The 20,725-nt window shown below is 51.8% G+C and carries 17 protein-coding genes and 1 pseudogene; 13 read left to right on the forward strand and 5 right to left on the reverse strand.

Translation table 11 applies throughout. The features are described from left to right. Nucleotides 1-111: 111 nt before the first annotated feature. The gene (locus ACLD11_RS16860) at nucleotides 112-498 is read right to left on the reverse strand and encodes a DUF3461 family protein (RefSeq protein WP_000272193.1); all 387 of its coding nucleotides are present in this window, start codon (nucleotides 496-498) and stop codon (nucleotides 112-114) included. 354 nt (nucleotides 499-852) lie between these two features. Here ACLD11_RS16860 and ACLD11_RS16865 point away from each other — a divergent pair. Further along, nucleotides 853-1,222 (forward strand): annotated as a pseudogene (locus tag ACLD11_RS16865) (hypothetical protein); the annotation flags it as partial. 35 nt (nucleotides 1,223-1,257) lie between these two features. Here ACLD11_RS16865 and dapD read toward each other — a convergent pair. The 4 genes from dapD to ACLD11_RS16885 all read right to left on the reverse strand — a co-directional run bounded on the left by dapD (nucleotide 1,258) and on the right by ACLD11_RS16885 (nucleotide 7,677). After that, on the reverse strand, nucleotides 1,258-2,082 hold the full coding sequence (dapD, locus tag ACLD11_RS16870; protein WP_001186673.1) for a 2,3,4,5-tetrahydropyridine-2,6-dicarboxylate N-succinyltransferase: 825 nt from the start codon (nucleotides 2,080-2,082) through the stop codon (nucleotides 1,258-1,260). A gap of 29 nt (nucleotides 2,083-2,111) precedes the next feature. Beyond that, nucleotides 2,112-4,784, reverse strand: a complete 2,673-nt coding sequence (gene glnD, locus ACLD11_RS16875) for a bifunctional uridylyltransferase/uridylyl-removing protein GlnD (protein ID WP_001094519.1) — start codon at nucleotides 4,782-4,784, stop codon at nucleotides 2,112-2,114. A gap of 237 nt (nucleotides 4,785-5,021) precedes the next feature. Beyond that, on the reverse strand, nucleotides 5,022-5,816 hold the full coding sequence (gene map, locus ACLD11_RS16880) for a type I methionyl aminopeptidase (protein WP_183060093.1): 795 nt from the start codon (nucleotides 5,814-5,816) through the stop codon (nucleotides 5,022-5,024). 133 nt (nucleotides 5,817-5,949) lie between these two features. Continuing rightward, a complete protein-coding gene (locus ACLD11_RS16885; RefSeq protein ID WP_411015143.1) occupies nucleotides 5,950-7,677 on the reverse strand; it encodes a hypothetical protein in 1,728 nt (575 codons plus the stop codon). Nucleotides 7,678-8,025: 348 nt separating this feature from the next. On the opposite strand from ACLD11_RS16885, the gene rpsB reads away from it, so the two are divergent. The 12 genes from rpsB to fabZ all read left to right on the forward strand — a co-directional run bounded on the left by rpsB (nucleotide 8,026) and on the right by fabZ (nucleotide 20,724). Continuing rightward, complete coding sequence (gene rpsB, locus ACLD11_RS16890; RefSeq protein WP_000246886.1) at nucleotides 8,026-8,751, forward strand: 30S ribosomal protein S2; 726 nt, start codon at nucleotides 8,026-8,028, stop codon at nucleotides 8,749-8,751. Nucleotides 8,752-9,008: 257 nt separating this feature from the next. Beyond that, nucleotides 9,009-9,860 (forward strand): translation elongation factor Ts, encoded by an 852-nt coding sequence (gene tsf / locus ACLD11_RS16895; protein WP_000808106.1) that lies wholly within the window; start codon nucleotides 9,009-9,011, stop codon nucleotides 9,858-9,860. A gap of 144 nt (nucleotides 9,861-10,004) precedes the next feature. Further along, on the forward strand, nucleotides 10,005-10,730 hold the full coding sequence (pyrH, locus tag ACLD11_RS16900; protein WP_000224567.1) for a UMP kinase: 726 nt from the start codon (nucleotides 10,005-10,007) through the stop codon (nucleotides 10,728-10,730). A gap of 146 nt (nucleotides 10,731-10,876) precedes the next feature. Then, a complete protein-coding gene (gene frr, locus ACLD11_RS16905; RefSeq protein ID WP_000622423.1) occupies nucleotides 10,877-11,434 on the forward strand; it encodes a ribosome recycling factor in 558 nt (185 codons plus the stop codon). A gap of 141 nt (nucleotides 11,435-11,575) precedes the next feature. Next, nucleotides 11,576-12,772, forward strand: coding sequence for a 1-deoxy-D-xylulose-5-phosphate reductoisomerase (gene ispC, locus ACLD11_RS16910; RefSeq protein WP_000811905.1), 1,197 nt, complete (start codon nucleotides 11,576-11,578; stop codon nucleotides 12,770-12,772). 312 nt (nucleotides 12,773-13,084) lie between these two features. Further along, on the forward strand, nucleotides 13,085-13,843 hold the full coding sequence (gene ispU / locus ACLD11_RS16915; RefSeq protein ID WP_000947413.1) for a (2E,6E)-farnesyl-diphosphate-specific ditrans,polycis-undecaprenyl-diphosphate synthase: 759 nt from the start codon (nucleotides 13,085-13,087) through the stop codon (nucleotides 13,841-13,843). 12 nt (nucleotides 13,844-13,855) lie between these two features. After that, on the forward strand, nucleotides 13,856-14,713 hold the full coding sequence (gene cdsA / locus ACLD11_RS16920; RefSeq protein WP_000922422.1) for a phosphatidate cytidylyltransferase: 858 nt from the start codon (nucleotides 13,856-13,858) through the stop codon (nucleotides 14,711-14,713). An 11-nt stretch (nucleotides 14,714-14,724) separates the two neighbouring features. Beyond that, on the forward strand, nucleotides 14,725-16,077 hold the full coding sequence (gene rseP, locus ACLD11_RS16925; RefSeq protein ID WP_000949017.1) for a sigma E protease regulator RseP: 1,353 nt from the start codon (nucleotides 14,725-14,727) through the stop codon (nucleotides 16,075-16,077). Between the two features lie 31 nt (nucleotides 16,078-16,108). Continuing rightward, on the forward strand, nucleotides 16,109-18,526 hold the full coding sequence (gene bamA / locus ACLD11_RS16930; protein WP_001240934.1) for an outer membrane protein assembly factor BamA: 2,418 nt from the start codon (nucleotides 16,109-16,111) through the stop codon (nucleotides 18,524-18,526). A gap of 122 nt (nucleotides 18,527-18,648) precedes the next feature. Next, on the forward strand, nucleotides 18,649-19,134 hold the full coding sequence (gene skp / locus ACLD11_RS16935; RefSeq protein ID WP_000758966.1) for a molecular chaperone Skp: 486 nt from the start codon (nucleotides 18,649-18,651) through the stop codon (nucleotides 19,132-19,134). Nucleotides 19,135-19,137: 3 nt separating this feature from the next. Further along, a complete protein-coding gene (gene lpxD, locus ACLD11_RS16940) occupies nucleotides 19,138-20,163 on the forward strand; it encodes a UDP-3-O-(3-hydroxymyristoyl)glucosamine N-acyltransferase (RefSeq protein ID WP_001139265.1) in 1,026 nt (341 codons plus the stop codon). 105 nt (nucleotides 20,164-20,268) lie between these two features. Continuing rightward, nucleotides 20,269-20,724: a 3-hydroxyacyl-ACP dehydratase FabZ gene (gene fabZ / locus ACLD11_RS16945; protein WP_000210741.1), complete on the forward strand. Its 456-nt coding sequence runs from the start codon at nucleotides 20,269-20,271 to the stop codon at nucleotides 20,722-20,724. The last annotated feature ends 1 nt before the right edge of the window (nucleotide 20,725 follow it).

Genomic DNA, 20,725 nt, shown 5'->3' on the forward strand with positions numbered 1-20,725 from the left:
TATGTATTGAGCCGCTGTGAGGCATAGTGATGAAAAATGGTGGTAACCGTGAGGCGGATGAGAGGGAGCAGCAGAGTGAGAGGGGCCCGAAATGAAGCCCCGGCAGCTTTTTTATTTGCGGGTAAGCTTGTCCAGATCGGCTTCGATTTCACTGATCTTATTCGCGACGACGCTTTCCAGGTGGCGCAAGTCGTCGAGGATCTTACGCTTGAGATCGAGTTCTGAGCGGTCGCGCTGGCAGATTTGGTCCAGCTCGTCAATTACATAGCGTAGGTTAGGGCTAATCTCCTGTACTTCTTTATAACCCTGACCGATGCCATCGGCCACCACCGTTTTACGCTGGCGTGGATACTTAAACTTCACGCTTTTAGCAAAGAATTCACCTCTATCCTTTTGAAAATAGATTTTCAGGATATCGTTATTGGCTTCTTGCCGCAGGCTGTAACGATCGATTTCCTCAGGATTGGTAATGCCCAGACTTTTTAGATTGTCATACATAGCGGTATCCTTCATCACACTATAACTTTTGAATAATTAACGAAAAGTTGGTTTTTCGCCACCAATGGATACAAAAAAAGCGCGGTTGATCGCAGAAGACGTCTCGACAACGTCATGAGTAAAAGGGCGGCGATTATTGATAGCTTAAGTAATTCAACGCGATATTCCGTTTATAGAGAAAGCGTTTGAGGTCAGTGTGAGAAATTGACCGGAGGTAGCGGTCGATAACCTTGGGAGGCGGAGTCTATGTCCGGAACGTATAATGCGACTATTCGCCGGGTGGTGATTTCCGCCTGGACAGGAAGCTCCATTGAATATTATGATTTTCTATTATATGGCCTGGCAAGCGCGCTGGTATTTGGCGCGCTTTTTGCCGCGGCAATGGCTTTTCCCTTTTTCTGGCTGCTGGAAAGCCGTTCGCTCATACTGATGACAATGGGCTACGTTCTGCTTATTAACATTAGTCATAATTCACTGAATGCCGTGCACCCTTCTTTTTTCGCCTGACTGTTTCATCCGCCTGTATGCTACAGCGGTTCATCAATTGGCGCTCAGTTGGGGGCGGTTGTGGCAGGGGGGATTCACGCCGTTTATCGCTAAAGCGTTAAGTGCAGTCTATGATAACAGTTGGACTTTTGTTGCCGGTTATGTCGTTTTGACTGCATTGGCTTCGGCGTTTGCGGCAAAGATTGCGCCGGAAACCGTGTTACCGCATTCGCCGTAATGCAAAGGGGGCTGTCGCCCCCGCTTTTCACTCGCTTAATCAATAGTGCGCAATAATTCGTTAATGCCCACTTTACCACGCGTTTTGGCGTCGACTTTTTTCACGATCACCGCGCAGTACAAACTGTACTTACCGTCTTTTGACGGCAGGTTGCCGGAAACGACCACGGAGCCCGCCGGTACGCGGCCATAGTGAACTTCACCGGTTTCGCGATCGTAGATTTTGGTGCTCTGGCCGAGGTATACGCCCATGGAAATGACGGAACCTTCTTCGACAATGACGCCTTCCACGACTTCAGAACGCGCGCCAATAAAGCAGTTGTCTTCAATGATGGTCGGGTTAGCCTGCAGCGGCTCCAGTACGCCGCCGATACCCACGCCGCCGGAAAGGTGAACATTTTTACCAATCTGCGCGCAGGAACCCACCGTCGCCCAGGTGTCAACCATGGTGCCTTCGTCAACGTAGGCGCCGATGTTAACGTAAGACGGCATCAACACGGTGTTGCGGGCGATAAATGCGCCCTGACGAACGGCCGCAGGCGGAACAACGCGGAAGCCTTCTTTCTGAAAACGCGCTTCGTCGTAATCAGCGAATTTCATCGGGACTTTATCGAAGTAGCGGCTTTCCGCACCGTCGATAACCTGGTTATCGTTAATACGGAAAGAGAGCAGAACCGCTTTCTTCAACCACTGGTGAGTGACCCACTGACCGTCGATTTTTTCTGCGACACGCAGCGCGCCGGAATCAAGTAGAGAAATGACCTGGTTTACCGCCTCTCGGGTCACGGTATCTACATTTGCCGGCGTAATATCGGCGCGGCGCTCAAAAGCGGTCTCAATAACGTTCTGTAACTGCTGCATTGTTAAACTCTTTCATATAAATAAACACACTACCCTTTATCGTTTGGATTGAGGGCCGCTGTCAACCGTTGTTGCACCTCAAGTTGCAGCACATTATTAAGTGCGCGTCGATCCGCTGTGGCGATTATGAATAAATCTTCTACTCGTTCACCAATGGTTGTAATTCGGGCGCCATGAAGCGAAATTCCCAGATCGGCAAAAATTTGTCCGACCCTGGCCAGCAGACCAGGTTGATCGAGCGCGATCAATTCCATGAATGATTTTCTGTCGGTATGGGTGGGCAGAAAATTGACTTCCGTTTCGACCGTAAAGTGCCGTAACTTTGCCGGTTGCCGACGCGGCTGCGGCGGCTGCCAGCTACGCTGCGTAATGGTCTGTTCAAGACCGGTGCGAATAACGTCATGGCGATCCGCCGCCAGCGGGCTGCCGTCTGGTTCCAGAACGATAAACGTATCCATTGCCATGCCGTCGCGAGTGGTAAAGATCTGCGCGTCATGGACGCTTAAATTACGCCTGTCCAGCTCGGCGCAGACGGCGGCAAACAGATAGGGTCTGTCCGGGCTCCAGATAAAAATTTCGGTTCCGCCGCGCGTGGCCTGCGGACTGAGCAACACTAACGGTTGGCGCAGATCGTGCTGCAATAAATGGCGTGCGTGCCAGGCGAGCTGATTTGGACTATGACGAACAAAATAGTTAGCGCGACAGCGGGTCCAGATTTTGTGCAGCGCGGCTTCATCAATATTGTCCATTCGCAGCAGCGCCAGCGCCTGAAGCTGATGGTGACGCACGCGCTCACGCATATCCGGCGTATTTTGCATTCCACGCCTGAGCTGTTTTTCAGTGGCGAAGTACAGCTCGCGCAGCAGGCTCTGTTTCCAGCTATTCCACAAGGTTTCGTTGGTCGCGCAGATGTCCGCGACGGTCAGGCAGACCAGAAAACGCAGCCGTGTTTCGGTTTGCACCTCTTCGGCGAACTGCTTGATGACTTCCGGATCCTGGATGTCGCGGCGCTGGGCGGTGACCGACATCAGCAGGTGTTGGCGCACCAGCCAGGCGACCAGTTGCGTTTCGCGTGAGTTCAAACCGTGCAGTTCGGCGAAGGTGAGTACATCCTGTGCGCCCAGTACCGAATGGTCGCCGCCGCGTCCTTTCGCAATATCGTGGAACAGCGCGGCGATCAGGATCAGTTCCGGATGGGGAAGCCGCGGCCAGAGATCGACGCATAGCGGATGGCGCTGGCGCGTCTCTTCTTTCGCAAAGCTCTCCAGTTTGAGCATTACGCGGATGGTGTGTTCATCCACCGTGTATGCGTGGAACAGGTCAAACTGCATTTGTCCGACGATGTGTGACCACTGCGGCATATAAGCCCACAGTACGCTGTGGCGGTGCATAGGCAGCAGGCCGCGGCTGACCGCGCCGGGATGGCGCAGCATACTAAGAAACAGAGTGCGCGCCTCCGGGATGTAACACAGCGGTTGGCTCAGGTGGCGGCGGGCGTGGCGCAAATGGCGTAACGTCGTAGAGTAGATGCCGGTGATCGCGCTATTGCGCACCATCATATAAAACATGCGCAGGATCGCTTGCGGTTCGCGGATAAACAGCGTGTCGTCACGCAGATCAATGAGCGTGCCGCGCAGTTGAAACTCATCGTCAACAGGACGTGGTTTTTCATCCGCAGGCAGCGCCAGAATCGCCTCGTCAAATAGCTGAAGCAGCATCTGATTAAGTTCGCTCACCCGACGCGTAACCCGGAAGTAGTCTTTCATCATCCGCTCAACCGGATCATTGCCCTCGCCGCTGTAGTTAAGGCGTTGAGCGACGCTTAACTGGCGGTCGAACAGCAGGCGGTTATCGTAGCGGCTGACCACCAGATGTAGCGCAAAGCGAATGCGCCACAGGATATGCAGGCATTCGTTGAGCTCCGCGCGTTCAGCCGGGGTTAAAAAGCCGAATCCCACCATCTCATCGAGCGAGGTAGCGCCGAAGTGACGTCGGGCGACCCACTGCAATGTATGGATATCGCGCAGACCGCCGGGGCTGCTTTTAATATCCGGCTCCAGATTATAGCTGGTGCCGTGATAGCGCTGGTGGCGCTGGTTCTGCTCTTCTACTTTGGCGGCGTAAAATTTGTCGGACGGCCAAAAACCTTCGCTGAAAATATGTTTTTGCAGTGCCAGAAACAGAGCGACATCACCGATCAGCAGGCGCGTTTCGATGAGGTTTGTCGCAACGGTTAAATCAGACAGACCTTCCAGCAGACACTCTTCCAGCGTACGTACGCTATGTCCGACATCCAGCTTGACGTCCCATAATAAAGTCAGCAGTTCGCCGACCTTTTGCGCCTGTTCATCGGGCAGCTTTTTGCGGCTTAAAATGAGCAGATCAATATCGGAAAGCGGATGCAGTTCGCCGCGTCCATAGCCGCCGACGGCGACCAGCGCCAGATCGGCAATCTGACCGAAACCGGCCTCAATCCACAGGCGTTGCAACAACTGGTCAATAAATTCGGTACGAGCTTCAATAAGCTGTTCAGCACAAATGCCGCTGTCAAATGCCTCGCCCAGCCAGTGTTGAAAGATGTCGATGCGGGCTTTGATACCAGCGACGGTCAGTTCAGCGCGCGGCCAGACGCCAGGGTTTTGCGGCTGGTCCGGGAGGGTGGGGAGTGCGGTATTCGCGTGCTGTTCAGGAAGAGTATTCATATGCGCCACCCATTAAAAAGCCGGATGGTGGCGTGAACGCCTTACCCGGCCTACGTATTTACTCTTCATTCTTCAAGTTGCTTCTGCGTTGGCTGCGCTCGTTCACTCCAGTCACGTACTTATGTACGCTCCTGAAGATTCACTCTCTTGCCGCCTTGAGGCAACTCGAATGATTTTGAGTAAAGGTGTAATTTGTAGGCCTGATAAGATGCGAAGGCATCGCCATCAGGCAAAACATTATTCGTTGTGTGTGATGACCGCCGGGATGGTGTCATCTTTACGCAGCGTCAGAATTTCACAGCCGTTTTCCGTTACCACAATAGTATGCTCGTACTGAGCAGACAAGCTGCGGTCTTTGGTTTTTACCGTCCAGCCGTCTTTCATGGTGCGGATACGGTAATCCCCGGCGTTCAGCATCGGTTCAATGGTAAAGGTCATGCCAGGCTGCAACACGACGCCGCCATCGTCTGCATCATAATGCAGCACCTGCGGTTCTTCATGGAAGCCGCGACCAATACCGTGTCCGCAGTATTCACGTACCACGGAGAAACCTTCGCCTTCGGCATATTTCTGGATGGCGGCGCCAATGGTGCGCAGGCGGATGCCCGGTTTCACCATTTTGATGCCCAGATACAGGCTCTCTTGCGTGACGCGGCACAGACGCTCACCCAGAATGGTCGGTTTGCCGACGATAAACATCTTCGAGGTATCGCCGTGGAATTCATCTTTAATCACGGTCACGTCGATGTTGACGATATCACCATCTTTCAGATGTTTAGCGTCATCCGGAATGCCGTGGCACACCACTTCATTAATAGAGATACAGACGGATTTCGGATAGCCGTGGTAGCCGAGGCAGGCGGAGATCGCGTGTTGTTCGTTAACGATGTAATCGTTACAGATACGGTCCAGTTCGCCGGTGGTGACGCCCGGTTTGATATACGGTTCGATCATTTCCAGCACTTCGGCTGCCAGACGGCCCGCGACGCGCATTTTTTCGATGTCTTCAGATGTCTTGATAGAAATAGCCATGGATAGTGTCCAGCAGTGTCGATTATTTCGACAATAATAGGTTATGTCGTATCAATGTTAACAGTGCAGCGGCGTCAGTGCCAGATGTTGAACATTCTGGTAACGCTGACGTCCGCATGGTTCACCAGGTTGATTAGGGTTTCTTAACGGCTTTACCGTGACGGTCAAAGGTGAATTTTTGGTCGGTTCTGCGGTATACACCTTCCCCTTCAGATTTAACAAAGGTGGCGACAATATAGGGAGACTGCCACTCAAATGAGTATTTGCCGTTTTTGGGCATCGGAATCAGCAAATTACCATCGTTATCGATGAAACCATCGTCGACCTCAAAGCCAATATCGGCAACGGCTTTTGCGAAGGGGTTATATTTAAAGAGGTTTTTCTTTTCGCTGGCGGGAATTTTCGGCAACTTGCTGAAATCGAGATGCTTAAAGACCTGAGCCAGAAATAGCTGGTTCTCCAGCGATGTCGCCTGCCGGGCCGGAAACTCCAGCGTCAGATTGTCGGCCAGGCGGTAGTACCAGGAATAATTAGCATTATCTCCGTTCATTGTAAAAATAAAGAGATTTTCCAGCCGCTTGCCGTTGGGATATTTCTGTTGGTTTTTCGCCATCACCTCGTCAAGGGTGGTATGATGAACCTTGATATCGACATAAATATAATTAGAAAAACAACTGTTGTATTTTACTGACATTCGCGGTGAAAGAGGCTTAATAAAACGCTGTGGTTTTTTCAGTAGCGGCGTTAATGTTTCTTCAAAGCTACGCTGGGTTTCAACAACATCGAATAGCTGGTTCATGCTGGTCTGATAACGCGATTCGAGCTCTTTTCCCGGCAATGACAGGTCGGCCAGCGACAACACATCCTTACCGCGATATTGTGGCTCCATGGTGCGCACAATAGCCCAGGCACGCGCAACGGTTGTAAGCTCTCCGTCTACAGCATTGGCTCGGGCAACAAGCCAGGTCCCGGTGGCATCGTCATACTGAAAATACACGGCTTCAGGGGTGTAGTCCTCGTTGTAGTAGACAGCGCCGTTGTCGGTGCGGAAAAGAATGCCTTTTTGGCTGGCGAGCCATCTGTCCAGATAGGCGGGGTCTTTTGCTGTTTTAACCACAAAAATCTCACCGTTAATCATTTCTGATTGTTTATGGTCTGCCGCTGTTTTTTCGCGTTCTGTAAAGCTATAAACGTGGGTACCTTCGTCTTTGATATTAATATAAAGCCCTTGATTTCCCATGCGGCGGAAATAGGCGCCGGAGTTCCATGAATCAAGGGAGTTATAAATTGACAACGGGAGTTTGATCGCCAGATTGGAGGTGACAGAAAAAACGACGCCGGGAAAATCATCTTTCTGAACGAGGGCGGCTAGCTGTTCACGCTCCTGAGTGAGGCGGGTCTGCCATTTTTGTTGCTGCTCTGCGAAACGTGATTTGATTTTCTGAAGTCCCGGGGTGCTGTCATCGACCTGCTGAAGCTTCAACGTAATAACACAGTCAAAAAAGCCGCAGGCCATCTTTGGTTCGCTCACCAGACTGAGTGTTTTACCGTTGTTTTCTGTTTTGAGAGAGTAGGTTATCCCTTCGATTTGTATTTGTTGATTTTTAATCTCATAGCGTGAAGTGCTATTCCAGCGATTGGCCGTTAGCGCCTCTGGCGCCAGGTTAAACCAAACCCAGTTTTTATTTTCCTCAAAGGCCGAAGTAATACTCTGTTGCGTTTTTGTGCTGGGCTGCTGCGTGTCAACGCTGAAATCAATGTGGGTTTCTTCTGTGAGGTAAGTCTGCGCTGTGGCATAAGCGGAAGCGATACCACACCCTGTTAATAGTATTAATATATTGATAATTATACTTTTATTCACCAATTAAATCCTTTTATAAATCTTGCTATTCCATGTGCCGCGATTGTAGATACCCCTTCCGCTCGCTGAATTGATCCAGATAAAGTTCTGCCATGCTTTTTTGAGTCCGAATCGCCACTCAACGCGTTCTTTGGTTGAACAACTGTTGGTTTTCAGCGCCATTTTGTGGTATAAAGCGCGCCGGACTTCCGATCCATTCGAAGACTACACACGATGGACGGGAGCGACAAATCTCACTTTGTGTAACAACACACACGTATCGGCACATATTCCGGGGTGCCCTTTGGGGTCGGTAATATGGGATACGTGGAGGCATAACCCCAACTTAATCTATAGAGGTTTTAAATCATGGCAACTGTTTCCATGCGCGACATGCTCAAGGCTGGTGTTCACTTTGGTCACCAGACCCGTTACTGGAACCCGAAAATGAAGCCTTTCATCTTCGGCGCGCGTAACAAAGTTCACATCATCAACCTTGAGAAAACTGTACCGATGTTCAACGAAGCTCTGGCTGAACTGAACAAGATCTCTGCTCGTAAAGGTAAAATCCTTTTCGTTGGTACTAAACGCGCTGCAAGCGAAGCGGTGAAAGAAGCTGCTAACAGCTGCGACCAGTTCTTCGTGAACCATCGCTGGCTGGGCGGTATGCTGACTAACTGGAAAACAGTTCGTCAGTCCATCAAACGTCTGAAAGACCTGGAAACTCAGTCTCAGGACGGTACTTTCGAAAAGCTGACCAAGAAAGAAGCGCTGATGCGTACTCGTGAGCTTGAGAAACTGGAAAACAGCCTGGGCGGTATCAAAGACATGGGCGGTCTGCCGGACGCTCTGTTCGTTATCGATGCTGACCACGAGCACATTGCTATCAAAGAAGCGAACAACCTGGGTATCCCGGTATTTGCTATCGTTGATACCAACTCTGATCCGGACGGCGTTGACTTCGTTATCCCGGGTAACGATGACGCAATCCGTGCTGTTAGCCTGTACCTGGGCGCTGTCGCTGCAACCGTTCGTGAAGGCCGTTCTCAGGATCTGGCTTCCCAGGCGGAAGAAAGCTTCGTAGAAGCCGAGTAATAAGGCTTGATAACTCCCTAAAATAGTTCGAGTTGCAGGAAGGCGGCAAGCTCGAGAATTCCCGGGAGCTTACATCAGTAAGTGTCCGGGATGAGCGAGTGAAGGCAACGCGCCTGCGGCTCGAAATATGAAGGGGAGAGCCCTTATAGACCAGGTAGTATCACGTTTGGTTAGGGGGCCTGTATATGGCCCCCTTTTTCACTTTTATATCTGTGCGGTTTGATGCCGGGCAGATCAAATCTTTCGAGGATTTTAGAATGGCTGAAATTACCGCATCCCTGGTAAAAGAGCTGCGTGAGCGTACCGGCGCAGGCATGATGGATTGCAAAAAAGCGCTGACTGAAGCGAATGGCGACATTGAGCTGGCAATCGAAAACATGCGTAAGTCCGGCGCTATCAAAGCGGCGAAAAAAGCAGGCAACGTGGCTGCTGACGGCGTAATCAAAACCAAAATCGATGGCAACGTCGCTTTCATTCTGGAAGTTAACTGCCAGACTGACTTCGTGGCTAAAGATGCTGGCTTCCAGGCATTTGCTGACAAAGTGCTGGACGCCGCTGTTGCTGGCAAAATCACTGACGTAGAAGTCCTGAAAGCGCAGTTCGAAGAAGAGCGTGTTGCTCTGGTAGCGAAAATCGGCGAGAACATCAACATTCGTCGCGTCGCTTCCCTGGAAGGCGACGTTCTGGGTTCTTACCAGCACGGTGCGCGCATCGGCGTTCTGGTTGCCGCTAAAGGCGCTGACGAAGAGCTGGTTAAGCAGCTGGCGATGCACGTTGCGGCAAGCAAGCCGGAATTCGTTAAGCCGGAAGACGTGTCTGCTGACGTGGTAGAGAAAGAGTACCAGGTTCAGCTGGACATCGCGATGCAGTCCGGTAAGCCGAAAGAAATCGCAGAGAAAATGGTTGAAGGCCGCATGAAGAAATTCACCGGCGAAGTTTCTCTGACTGGTCAGCCTTTCGTCATGGAACCGAGCAAATCTGTTGGCCAACTGCTGAAAGAGCACAACGCTGACGTGACTGGCTTCATCCGCTTTGAAGTGGGCGAAGGCATTGAGAAAGTCGAGACTGACTTTGCAGCAGAAGTTGCTGCGATGTCTAAGCAGTCCTGATTTTCCTGAGGAGCCGCCTGAGGGCGGCTTCTTTTTGCGCCTCTCTTGTAAAATCAGCCGACGCCTGGCGTCTGCGCTGAAATGCGACGTACAATGTCGCCGGAATTAACTCATATCAATCGTTGACAGTCTCAGGAAAGAAACATGGCTACCAATGCAAAACCCGTCTATAAACGCATTCTGCTTAAATTAAGCGGCGAAGCTCTGCAGGGTACGGAAGGCTTCGGTATTGATGCAAGCATACTGGATCGTATGGCTCAGGAGATCAAAGAACTGGTTGAACTGGGTATTCAGGTTGGTGTGGTGATTGGCGGTGGTAACCTGTTCCGTGGCGCGGGTCTGGCAAAAGCGGGGATGAACCGCGTTGTGGGCGACCACATGGGCATGTTGGCCACCGTCATGAACGGCCTGGCAATGCGTGATGCGCTTCACCGCGCCTATGTGAACGCCCGCCTGATGTCGGCAATTCCTTTAAACGGCGTGTGCGACAACTACAGTTGGGCCGAGGCTATTAGCCTGCTGCGTAATAACCGTGTTGTGATTCTGTCTGCAGGTACGGGTAACCCGTTCTTCACTACCGACTCTGCGGCCTGTCTGCGCGGGATCGAAATTGAAGCGGATGTCGTACTGAAAGCGACCAAAGTGGATGGCGTATTCACTGCCGATCCGGCAAAAGATCCTTCCGCGACCATGTACGATCAGCTGACCTACAGCGAAGTGCTGGATAAAGAGCTGAAAGTGATGGATCTGGCGGCGTTCACGCTGGCTCGTGACCACAAACTGCCGATTCGTGTTTTCAACATGAACAAACCAGGCGCGCTGCGTCGTGTGGTGATGGGCGAAAAAGAAGGGACGTTAATCACGGAATAATTCCCGTGAGCGCCAAATACGGGTAAGATTCTGTTCTATTGACGGGTCTTATTACCTGGCAGAAATTAAACGAGACTATACTTAGCACATCTTTGTATTGTGTGACCGTCTGGTCTGACTGAGACTAGTTTTCAAGGATTCGTAACGTGATTAGCGATATCAGAAAAGATGCTGAAGTACGCATGGAAAAATGCGTTGAAGCGTTCAAAACCCAAATCAGCAAAGTGCGCACGGGTCGTGCTTCTCCCAGCCTGCTGGATGGTATTGTCGTAGAATACTATGGCACTCCGACCCCGCTGCGCCAGTTGGCAAGCGTAACGGTAGAAGACTCCCGTACCTTAAAAATTAACGTGTTTGACCGTTCTATGGGGCCAGCCGTTGAAAAAGCGATCATGGCGTCAGACCTCGGTTTGAATCCAAGCTCTGCGGGCACCGATATTCGCGTTCCGCTGCCGCCGCTGACCGAAGAACGTCGTAAAGATCTGACGAAAATTGTCCGTGGCGAAGCAGAGCAGGCGCGTGTCGCCGTTCGTAACGTCCGCCGTGATGCGAACGATAAAGTAAAAGCTCTGCTGAAAGATAAAGCGATCAGTGAAGATGACGATCGTCGCTCTCAGGAAGAAGTACAGAAAATGACCGACGCGGCAATTAAGAAAGTTGATGCGGCGTTGGCAGATAAAGAAGCAGAACTGATGCAGTTCTGATTGATCTGTACGCAGATATAAACTCATTCCACCGCTAAACCTGGCGGATGAGTGGTGTACAAAGCGCCGCGCAGAAGACATTATCAGGTCTCCTGTGCGGCGTTTTGCTTTTTATTCCGTTTCAACACTTCTGGACGTTTCATGAAGCAATTAACCATTCTGGGCTCGACCGGCTCTATTGGTTGCAGCACACTGGACGTGGTGCGCCATAATCCTGATAGCTTCCGCGTTATCGCGCTGGTGGCGGGTAAAAATGTCGCCCGCATGGCGGAGCAGTGCCTGGAATTCTCGCCGCGTTATGCCGTGATGGACGATACGTCGAGCGCAGAACAGCTCAAAATAATGCTTCAGCAGCATGGCAGCCGCACCGAGGTTCTGAGCGGTCAGCAGGCTGCCTGTGAGATGGCGGCGCTTGATGAGGTCGGGCATGTGATGGCGGCCATTGTGGGCGCGGCTGGTTTACTGCCGACCCTGGCGGCGATTCGCGCAGGGAAGACGATTCTGCTGGCGAATAAAGAATCGCTGGTGACCTGCGGGCGGCTGTTTATGGACGAAGTAAAACGCAGCAACGCCCGGCTTTTACCCGTCGATAGCGAACATAACGCGATTTTTCAGAGTTTGCCGCAATCTATTCAGCATAATCTGGGATACGCTGACCTTGAGCAAAATGGCGTAACGTCGATTTTGCTTACCGGGTCTGGTGGCCCGTTTCGTGAAACGCCAATGTGCGATCTGGCAGCGATGACGCCGGATCAGGCATGTCGTCATCCGAACTGGTCGATGGGGCGAAAAATCTCCGTCGACTCCGCCACCATGATGAATAAAGGTCTGGAATACATTGAAGCGCGTTGGTTATTTAATGCCAGCGCACGTCAGATGGAAGTGTTGATCCATCCGCAATCGGTCATTCATTCGATGGTGCGTTATCAGGACGGCAGCGTCCTGGCGCAGCTTGGAGAACCTGACATGCGTACGCCTATTGCGCATACGATGGCATGGCCGAATCGCGTCACGTCCGGCGCGCAGCCGCTTGATTTTTGCAAACTCAGCGCGCTGACGTTTAGCGCGCCAGATTATCAGCGTTATCCGTGCCTGAAGCTGGCGATGGAGGCGTTTGAGCAAGGTCAGGCGGCAACGACGGCGCTCAATGCGGCAAACGAAATCACCGTTGCCGCGTTTCTGGCGCAACAGATTCGTTTTACCGATATCGCCGGGCTCAATTTAGCGGTGCTGGAGAGGATGGATTTACAGGAACCGGCAAGCGTTGAGGACGTATTGCAGGTTGACGCCATCGCGCGTGAAGTAGCCAGAAAACAAGTGATACGGCTCTCACGCTGACGATTATCCCGCGACAGAAGATCGTGCTATTTGTTAGCGTTGGGCTTCGGTGATATAGTCTGCGCCACCTGATCGCAGGTTTTTGGCTTTTTTCGGTCAGGTTAGCCGTGGTTTTACACGGCTTTTTTGTGGATACACAAAATCATTCAGGACGCATCGGGACGGCAGGCGAATACGTTCCCGGCGTGCGCAGACAGCGCACGACAGGGGCGATGACGCGCAGTCATCCGCGAAGCGAACCGAAGAGAATGTGTATAAAGGCTTCAGTATTCCTGAGTACCGCTAAATCCTTTCAGGGACAAAAAACGCGTTATGTTGTCTGCAACTCAACCAGTAAGCGAAAATTTGCCAGCGCATGGCTGCCGTCATGTTGCAATAATTATGGATGGCAATGGTCGCTGGGCGAAAAAGCAAGGGAAGATCCGGGCCTTTGGGCATAAAGCCGGAGCGAAGTCCGTCCGGCGAGCGGTCTCTTTTGCTGCCAATAACGGTATTGATGCGTTAACGCTGTATGCCTTTAGTAGTGAAAACTGGAACCGACCGGCGCAGGAAGTGAGCGCGTTAATGGAGCTGTTTGTGTGGGCGCTGGATAGCGAAGTCAAAAGCCTGCACCGCCATAACGTTCGCCTGCGTATTATCGGCGATATCAGCCGATTCAACTCACGTTTACAAGAACGTATTCGCAAGTCAGAAGCGCTTACCGCCCATAATACGGGTCTAACGCTGAATATCGCTGCGAATTACGGCGGACGTTGGGATATTGTCCAGGGAGTCCGACAACTGGCGGAACAGGTGCAGGCTGGAGTGCTGCGCCCCGATCAGATTGATGAAGAGAGACTAGGCCAGCAAATCTGTATGCATGAGCTGGCGCCTGTGGATTTAGTAATTAGGACTGGGGGAGAGCATCGCATTAGTAACTTTTTGCTTTGGCAAATTGCCTATGCCGAACTTTACTTTACGGATGTTCTTTGGCCCGATTTCGATGAACAAGACTTTGAAGGTGCGCTGCATGCCTTTGCTAATCGAGAGCGTCGTTTCGGCGGTACCGAGCCTGGTGATGACAAAGCCTGATGGGGGTTGCTTTTGCTGAAGTATCGCCTGATTTCTGCTTTTGTGTTAATACCCGCGGTCATCGCTGCGCTTTTTTTATTGCCGCCGGTGGGGTTCGCTATTATTACGCTGGTTGTCTGTATGCTGGCCGCGTGGGAATGGGGACAGTTAAGCGGTTTCGCCGCGCGTTCACAGCGGGTTTGGCTGGCGGTGCTGTGTGGTCTGTTATTGGCGCTGATGCTATTTTTGTTGCCTGAGTATCATCACAACATTCGTCAACCACTGGTTGAGATGTCGCTTTGGGCATCGTTAGGATGGTGGGTTGTCGCGCTACTGCTGGTGCTATTTTATCCCGGTTCGGCGGCAATCTGGCGCAACTCAAAAACATTGCGTCTCATTTTCGGTTTGTTAACTATCGTGCCATTTTTCTGGGGCATGCTGGCGCTGCGCGCCTGGCACTATGACGAGAATCATTACAGTGGCGCAATATGGCTACTCTATGTCATGATCCTGGTCTGGGGAGCGGACTCTGGCGCGTATATGTTTGGTAAATTATTTGGCAAACATAAGCTGGCGCCGAAGGTTTCCCCGGGTAAAACCTGGCAAGGGTTTATCGGCGGGCTTGCTACGGCTGCCGTGATCTCATGGGGTTACGGTATGTGGGCGAATCTGAATGTTGCGCCTGTTATCTTGCTGATTTGCTCTGTGGTGGCGGCTCTGGCTTCTGTACTGGGCGACCTCACCGAGAGTATGTTTAAGCGCGAAGCAGGAATTAAGGATAGCGGCCACTTGATTCCAGGCCATGGCGGCATTCTGGACCGAATTGACAGCCTGACGGCTGCCGTACCGGTCTTTGCTTGCCTGTTGTTACTGGTGTTCAGGACGCTCTAACGGAAGGTTTTATGCTGAGTATTCTCTGGAATCTGGCTGCATTCATCATCGCACTGGGCGTGCTGATCACTGTGCATGAATTTGGTCATTTCTGGGTTGCCCGGCGCTGCGGTGTGCGAGTTGAGCGCTTTTCCATCGGTTTTGGCAAAGCGCTCTGGCGTCGTACCGATCGGTACGGCACCGAGTATGTCATCGCCCTGATCCCGCTGGGCGGCTACGTCAAAATGCTGGATGAGCGCGCCGAACCGGTAGCGCCGGAATTGCGTCGTCACGCCTTCAATAACAAAACGGTGGGCCAGCGCGCCGCAATTATTGCCGCAGGTCCGGTTGCGAACTTCATTTTTGCTATCTTTGCTTACTGGCTGGTCTTTATCATCGGCGTCCCTGGCGTTCGTCCGGTCATTGGCGAAATAACGCCCAACTCGATTGCTGCGCAGGCGCAAATTGCGCCTGGTACGGAACTTAAAGCCGTTGATGGTATCGAAACCCCTGATTGGGATGCCGTGCGTTTACAACTGGTGTCCAAAATTGGCGATCAGCAGACGACGGTGAGCGTCGCGCCGTTTGGTAGCGACCAGCGGCAGGACAAAACGCTTGATTTACGTCACTGGGCATTTGAGCCTGATAAGCAAGATCCTGTATCTTCTTTAGGGATTCGGCCCCGCGGGCCACAGATTGAACCGGTACTGTCAGAAGTGCAGGCGAATTCCGCAGCCAGTAAAGCGGGTTTGCAAGCGGGCGACAGGATCGTTAAAGTCGATGGTCAGCCGTTAACGCAGTGGATGAAATTCGTGACGTTTGTACGCGATAATCCCGGTAAGCCGTTAGCGTTAGAGATTGAAAGGCAGGGGAGCGCCTTGTCGTTGACGTTAACGCCGGATACGAAATCGGTTAACGGAAAGGCGGAAGGGTTTGCAGGCGTGGTGCCTAAAATTATTCCTCTGCCGGAAGAGTACAAGACTATACGCCAGTATGGGCCTTTTAGCGCCATCCTCGAAGCCACGGATAAGACGTGGCAGTTGATGAAGCTGACGGTCAGTATGCTGGGTAAATTGATAACCGGTGATGTGAAACTGAACAACCTCAGTGGGCCGATTTCTATCGCTCAGGGGGCTGGGATGTCAGCGGAGTTCGGGGTGATTTATTACCTGATGTTCCTTGCGCTAATCAGCGTGAACTTAGGGATAATTAACCTGTTTCCGCTGCCCGTTCTTGACGGGGGTCATCTGCTGTTCCTGGCGATTGAAAAGCTTAAGGGCGGGCCGGTATCCGAGCGGGTTCAAGACTTTAGTTATCGCATTGGCTCGATTTTGCTGGTGTTGTTAATGGGGCTTGCACTTTTCAATGATTTCTCTCGGTTGTAAGAGAGTTAGTTAGGAAGAACGCATAATAACGATGGCGATGAAAAAGTTGCTCATAGCGTCGCTGCTGTTCAGCAGCGCCACCGTATACGGTGCTGAAGGGTTCGTAGTGAAGGACATTCATTTCGAAGGCCTGCAGCGAGTCGCCGTTGGTGCGGCTCTCCTCAGTATGCCGGTGCGCACAGGCGACACGGTTAATGATGAAGATATCAGTAACACCATTCGCGCTCTGTTCGCCACCGGCAACTTTGAGGACGTCCGCGTCCTGCGCGATGGTAATACCCTTCTGGTTCAGGTAAAAGAACGTCCGACCATTGCCAGCATCACTTTCTCCGGGAACAAGTCGGTGAAAGATGACATGCTCAAGCAAAACCTCGAAGCGTCTGGCGTACGTGTTGGCGAGTCTCTGGATCGCACCACGCTGTCTGATATCGAAAAAGGTCTGGAAGACTTTTACTATAGCGTAGGTAAATACAGCGCCAGCGTTAAGGCGGTCGTCACGCCGCTGCCGCGCAACCGTGTTGATCTTAAACTGGTGTTCCAGGAGGGCGTATCGGCGAAGATCCAACAGATCAACATCGTCGGTAACCATGCCTTTAGCACCGAAGAACTCATTTCTCATTTCCAGTTGCGTGACGAAGTGCCGTGGTGGAACGTCGTCGGCGATCGTAAATACCAGAAACAGAAGCTGGCGGGCGACCTTGAAACCTTGCGCAGTTACTATCTGGATCGCGGCTACGCGCGTTTCAATATTGACTCCACGCAAGTGAGTCTGACGCCGGATAAGAAAGGGATCTACATCACCGTCAATATCACCGAAGGCGATCAGTACAAGCTTTCCGGGGTTCAGGTGAGCGGTAACCTGGCCGGACATTCCGCTGAAATTGAGAACCTGACGAAAATTGAACCGGGCGAGCTCTATAACGGCACCAAAGTGACCAAAATGGAAGATGACATCAAAAAGCTTCTGGGTCGCTATGGTTACGCCTATCCGCGCGTGCAGTCACAGCCTGAAATTAACGATGCTGACAAAACCGTAAAACTGCGCGTGAACGTCGATGCGGGCAACCGTTTCTACGTGCGTAAGATCCGCTTTGAAGGCAACGACACCTCAAAAGATTCCGTTCTGCGCCGTGAAATGCGCCAGATGGAAGGGGCGTGGCTGGGCAGCGACCTGGTTGACCAGGGGAAAGAGCGTCTGAACCGTCTCGGCTTCTTTGAAACCGTCGACACCGACACGCAGCGCGTTCCGGGTAGCCCGGATCAGGTTGATGTGGTGTACAAGGTGAAAGAGCGCAACACCGGTAGCTTTAACTTCGGTATCGGTTACGGTACAGAAAGCGGCGTTAGCTTCCAGGCCGGCGTTCAGCAGGACAACTGGTTAGGTACCGGTTATTCCGTGGGGATTAACGGCACCAAAAACGACTACCAGACCTACAGCGAACTGTCCGTTACTAACCCATACTTTACCGTTGACGGCGTGAGCCTCGGTGGTCGTATCTTCTATAACGACTTCCAGGCGGACGACGCGGATCTATCCGACTATACCAACAAGAGTTACGGTACGGATGTGACGCTTGGCTTCCCCATCAACGAGTACAACACGTTGCGTGCTGGTCTGGGTTATGTCCATAACAAACTGTCCAACATGCAGCCGCAGATCGCGATGGATCGTTATCTTGAGTCGATGGGACAATCTGCTGATACCAGCAGTTTTGCCGCTGATGACTTCACCTTTAACTACGGCTGGACCTATAACAAGCTTGACCGTGGTTATTTCCCGACGGACGGTTCGCGCGTCAATCTGACGGGGAAAGTGACGATTCCAGGTTCCGACAACGAATACTACAAAGTGTCGCTGGATACCGCGACCTATGTGCCTATCGATAACGATCACAAGTGGGTGGTTCTGGGGCGTACTCGCTGGGGTTACGGCGATGGTTTAGGCGGCAAGGAAATGCCGTTCTATGAGAACTTCTATGCCGGTGGTTCCAGTACCGTGCGTGGTTTCCAGTCGAATACTATCGGCCCGAAAGCGGTTTATGGCTATGGTGCTCACACCGATCCTAATGATAACAATGATGATTACGAAGCCTGTACTCAGTCTTCAGGCTGTAAATCAGATGATGCGGTAGGTGGTAATGCCATGGCTGTCGCCAGCCTGGAATTTATTACCCCGACGCCGTTCATCAGCGAAAAGTATGCCAACTCGGTTCGTACCTCCTTCTTCTGGGATATGGGTACCGTTTGGGATACGAACTGGGATCCGTCATCTGCGCCGTCAGATGTACCGGATTACAGCGATCCAGGCAACATCCGTATGTCCGCGGGTATCGCATTACAATGGATGTCCCCATTGGGGCCGTTGGTCTTCTCCTACGCCCAGCCGTTTAAAAAGTACGATGGAGACAAAGCCGAGCAGTTCCAGTTTAACATTGGTAAAACCTGGTAATTGTTCACTGCAAAGGAATGCATTGGTAGTGTAGCGATGACTTTTGGCGATGCCCCCAGGGATCGCCAGGCCACGCAAAGAGCTGTACCTTCGGGTGCAAATGGGATGGTAAGGAGTTTATTGTGAAAAAGTGGTTATTAGCTGCAGGTCTTGGTTTGGCGATGGTAACGTCCGCACAGGCTGCTGACAAAATTGCAATCGTCAACATGGGTAATCTGTTCCAACAGGTTGCGCAGAAGACGGGTGTATCCAATACACTGGAAAACGAATTTAAAGGCCGTGCGGCTGAACTGCAAAAAATGGAAACCGATCTGCAATCTAAAATGCAGCGTCTGCAATCCATGAAAGCAGGTAGCGATCGTACTAAGCTGGAAAAAGACGTGATGTCTCAGCGCCAGACTTTCGCACAAAAAGCGCAGGCTTTTGAGAAAGATCGCGCTCGTCGTTCCAACGAAGAACGCAACAAACTGGTGACTCGTATCCAGACTGCGGTGAAAAAAGTGGCTAACGACCAGAGTATCGATCTGGTGGTAGACGCAAACACCGTTGCTTACAACAGCAGCGATGTGAAAGACATCACCGCTGACGTACTGAAACAGGTTAAATAAGTAATGCCTTCAATTCGACTGGCTGACTTAGCAGAACAGTTGGATGCAGAATTACACGGTGATGGCGATATCGTCATCACCGGCGTTGCGTCCATGCAATCTGCAACAACAGGCCACATTACGTTTATGGTAAATCCTAAGTACCGTGAACACTTAGGTTTATGCCAGGCTTCTGCGGTTGTCATGACGCAGGACGATCTTCCTTTTGCTAAGAGCGCGGCGCTGGTAGTTAAAAATCCCTACCTGACCTACGCGCGCATGGCGCAAATTTTAGATACTACGCCGCAGCCCGCGCAGAATATCGCGCCAAGCGCCGTGATTGATGCGACGGCAACGCTGGGTAGCAATGTTTCAGTCGGCGCGAATGCGGTGATTGAATCTGGCGTACAACTGGGCGATAACGTGGTTATCGGCGCAGGCTGTTTCGTCGGAAAAAATAGCAAAATCGGGGCGGGTTCACGCTTGTGGGCGAACGTAACGATTTACCACGACATTCAGATCGGTGAGAATTGCCTGATCCAGTCCAGTACGGTGATCGGCGCGGACGGTTTTGGCTACGCTAACGATCGTGGCAACTGGGTGAAGATCCCACAACTGGGCCGGGTCATTATTGGCGATCGTGTCGAGATCGGCGCCTGTACCACCATTGACCGTGGCGCGTTGGATGATACTGTTATTGGCAATGGCGTGATTATTGATAATCAGTGCCAGATTGCACATAACGTCGTGATTGGCGACAATACGGCAGTTGCCGGTGGCGTCATTATGGCGGGTAGCCTGAAGATTGGCCGTTACTGCATGATTGGTGGCGCCAGCGTGATCAATGGGCATATGGAAATATGCGACAAAGTCACGGTAACTGGCATGGGTATGGTGATGCGTCCCATCACGGAACCGGGCGTCTACTCCTCAGGCATTCCGCTGCAACCCAACAAAGTATGGCGTAAAACTGCTGCACTGGTGATGAACATTGATGATATGAGCAAGCGTCTCAAAGCGATTGAGCGCAAGGTTAATCAACAAGACTAACGTTTCGCCTTGTAGTTGCCATTCTTTTCCGGCCTGTCACATTCATACGATTGCGGCAGGCCGTGTTATTATTGCCTTTTTGTATATTTGGACAGGAAGAGTATTTTGACTACTAACACTCATACTCTGCAGATTGAAGAGATTTTAGAGCTTCTGCCGCACCGTTTTCCGTTTTTACTGGTCGATCGCGTGCTGGACTTTGAAGAAGGTCGTTTTCTGCGTGCGGTGAAAAATGTCTCCGTCAACGAGCCGTTTTTCCAGGGACACTTCCCGGGCAAACCGATTTTGCCAGGTGTGCTGATTCTGGAAGCGATGGCGCAGGCAACCGGTATTCTGGCGTTTAAAAGCGTTGGTAAACTGGAACCTGGCGAACTGTATTATTTCGCGGGTATTGATGAAGCGCGATTTAAGCGTCCGGTGGTGCCAGGCGATCAGATGATCATGGAAGTCACTTTCGAGAAAACGCGCCGTGGCCTGACCCGCTTTAAAGGGGTTGCGCTGGTCGACGGTAAAGTCGTGTGCGAAGCAACCATGATGTGTGCTCGTAGCCGGGAGGCCTGAT

This window comes from Salmonella sp. 741265116_PST (assembly GCF_046567715.1).
Taxonomy (GTDB): domain Bacteria; phylum Pseudomonadota; class Gammaproteobacteria; order Enterobacterales; family Enterobacteriaceae; genus Salmonella; species Salmonella enterica.